The organism is Halomonas sp., from assembly GCF_041689495.1.
In the GTDB taxonomy this organism is placed as follows: domain Bacteria; phylum Pseudomonadota; class Gammaproteobacteria; order Pseudomonadales; family Halomonadaceae; genus Halomonas.
In genome coordinates this window covers 1-2,564 of sequence record NZ_JBDNGD010000177.1, presented here as the reverse complement: position 1 = coordinate 2,564, position 2,564 = coordinate 1, and the positions used below count along the sequence as shown (strand labels likewise).

Genomic DNA, 2,564 nt, shown 5'->3' with positions numbered 1-2,564 from the left:
CAAGGTCGATGACGACATTCACCATGTCCGCACTCGACTGCTGGTGCTGGAAAACACCTTCCGTGGCAAGGTGATGCCTGCCGATTATCAGCTCGAGGCACTCGCCCTGGCGCGACGCCATGGCCTGGCGACCCACCTGGACGGGGCACGGCTGTTCAACGCCGCCGTGGCCACCGAGCGGTCCCTGGCGGCGCTCTGCGAAGGCTTCGACTCGGTGTCGCTGTGCTTTTCCAAGGGGCTCGGTGCGCCGGTGGGCTCGGTGCTGGTGGGCGAGCCGTCACTGATTGCCAGTGCGCGGCGCTGGCGCAAGGTCCTGGGGGGCGGCATGCGCCAGGTCGGCATTTTGGCAGCGGGCTGTCACCATGCGCTGGAGCATCATGTGGCGCGCCTTGCCGAGGACCACCACCATGCGCGCCTGCTGGCCGAGGGACTGGGCGATATCGAAGAGGTTGGCGTTACCGCCTGCGACACCAACATGGTGTTCGTCACCTTCCCGGAAGGCCATTGCGTGGCACTGGGTGATTTTCTCCGTGCCCGCGACATCCTGATGCCCGTATCGCCACGCGCGCGCCTGGTGACACACCTCGATGTGTCCGAGCAGGATATCCAGAAGGTGGTCACCGCCATCGGAGCATTCTTTTCACGGCGCACCGCCTGACGCCTCGAGGCGGGCAGACGGGACATCATACGGAGGAAGAAACGATGGCGATCTACAGGTACGGCGACAAGGTGCCGGTCATCCATGAGGACGTCTATGTCGCCGAGACGGCAGATGTCATCGGCGACGTGGTCCTGGAGCGAGGGGCCAGCGTCTGGTATCAGGCGGTCATTCGCGGTGACACCGACACCCTGACCGTCGGCGAGAACAGCAATATCCAGGACGGGGCGGTGATGCATGCCGACCCGGGCTATCCCCTGACGGTCGGCAAGGATGTGACGGTGGGGCATCAAGTGATGTTGCACGGCTGTACCATCGGTGACGGTAGCCTGATCGGCATCCAGTCGGTGATCCTCAACGGGGCCGTGATCGGCAGGAACTGTCTGGTGGCGGCGGGGGCCGTGGTCAAGGAGAACGCCAACTTCCCCGACAATTCGTTGATCGTCGGGGCCCCGGCCAAGGTGGTTCGAGAACTCACTCCGGAGGCCCTGGAGGGCATGAAAAAGAATGCAGCGAACTATGTCGAACGTGGCCGCCTGCATGCGCGGGACCTGGTGCGTGTCGATTGAGAACCTGGACTCGTGATCGAAAAAACCCGTGGCTGTTGCCACGGGGTACTTGACCGGGACCACCCTAAGCGTCCCTTGTTGTTGAATGTACTACCTCTGAATGATGACGAGAAGTGCGACGCACCAGCAGAGGGTTACCGTCCATTGCTCTGGCTTGGCGGTCAGGGAGAAAGCCTGTCACCATCAAGGCTCCATGGTCATCCGACACGAGGGTTAATGCATGACGGCGGTTCTCTACGATCTATGCGGTATCGACGAGGGATTGCGTATCTCCCCTTTCTGCTGGCGGGTCAAGTATGCCCTGGCGCACAAGGGCCTGGCGGTGGAAACACGCCCCTGGCACTTCACCGACAAGGCGGCGCTCGCCTTCGCCGATCATGACAAGGTGCCGGTCCTCGTCGACGGCGAAAGCGTGGTCACCGAGAGCTACGAGATTCTCAAATATCTGGATCGTGCCTACCCCGAGGCACCATTGCTCGGCGATTCCCTTGCCGAAGCCCGGGCACGCTTCTTCCGGCATTATGCCGAGCGCTCACTGGCCCCCGCGATGATGCGCACCATCATCATGGACCTGCTCAACGCCATCCATCCCGATGACCGCGACTATTTCCGCGAGACACGGGAGAAGCGTTTCGGTCGTACCCTCGAGGAGTTCCATTCGCCGACCCGAGGACTGGCCCAGTTGGATAGCGCCCTGGAACCCTTGCGGGGTGTGCTGGCGTCCTCGGATTATATCGATGGCGATGCACCCGCCGCTGCCGACTACCTGGTATTCGGCAACTTCATGTGGGCGCGTTGTGTCTCCAGTGCTGACCTTGTGTCCAATGCCGATCCGGTACATGCCTGGATCGAGCGCATGCTCGATCAGCATGGTGGCCTCGGGCGAGGCGCCCGGCGCATCACCGATATCGAGGGTGCCTATCGCTGACGTCTCGGCGAGGCGTCAGCCGGCGGCGGGTTGGTGGTCGGTGACAGTCATTTTTTGGCCAGCAGCGCCATGACGTCTTCGTCCTCGACCTGAGTGAAATCGGCGAAGAACTGACCCACTGCCTGGAAATGACGAGGCGCCTGGAGGCAGATCACCTCGTCCGCCAGTGTCTCGAGATGGGCCAGCGTGTCGGGGGGAGCCACCCCGATGGCCGCAATCAGCCTGCCCGGCTCCCGGGTTCCCAGTGTCGTCAGAGCGGCCGCCATGGTGGCACCGGTAGCGCTGCCGTCGTCGACCACCACCACGTGGCGTCCGCTCGGGTCGGTGGGAGCGCGTATCGGCGTATAGCGTTGACGCCGCTCGGCGATCAACGCCTGCTGTTTCTCGATTTCCCGTGTGATGTCTTCCT

General features: G+C 62.9%; 4 protein-coding genes. 3 read left to right on the top strand and 1 reads right to left on the bottom strand.

Annotation, left to right across the window (positions count from 1 at the left end):
* The 3 genes from ACESMD_RS06090 to ACESMD_RS06080 all read left to right on the top strand — a co-directional run.
* Positions 1 to 658, top strand: a 658-nt coding sequence (locus ACESMD_RS06090) for a low specificity L-threonine aldolase (RefSeq protein WP_372611298.1), incomplete at its 5' end; no start/stop codon positions are given.
* 44 nt (positions 659 to 702) lie between these two features.
* Positions 703 to 1,227, top strand: a complete 525-nt coding sequence (locus ACESMD_RS06085) for a gamma carbonic anhydrase family protein (RefSeq protein ID WP_372611296.1) — start codon at positions 703 to 705, stop codon at positions 1,225 to 1,227.
* A 220-nt stretch (positions 1,228 to 1,447) separates the two neighbouring features.
* The gene (locus ACESMD_RS06080; protein WP_372611294.1) at positions 1,448 to 2,155 is read left to right on the top strand and encodes a glutathione S-transferase N-terminal domain-containing protein; all 708 of its coding nucleotides are present in this window, start codon (positions 1,448 to 1,450) and stop codon (positions 2,153 to 2,155) included.
* Positions 2,156 to 2,202: 47 nt separating this feature from the next.
* On the opposite strand, the gene ACESMD_RS06075 is transcribed toward ACESMD_RS06080, so the two are convergent.
* A partial coding sequence (locus ACESMD_RS06075) for a phosphoribosyltransferase (protein WP_372611292.1) occupies positions 2,203 to 2,564 on the bottom strand: 362 nt, incomplete at its 5' end.

Bases quoted from the DNA above. Each gene is read 5' to 3' on its own strand.
- ACESMD_RS06085 (WP_372611296.1), top strand. From the start codon at position 703: ATGGCGATCTACAGGTACGGCGACAAGGTGCCGGTCATCCATGAGGAC.
- ACESMD_RS06080 (WP_372611294.1), top strand. From the start codon at position 1,448: ATGACGGCGGTTCTCTACGATCTATGCGGTATCGACGAGGGATTGCGT.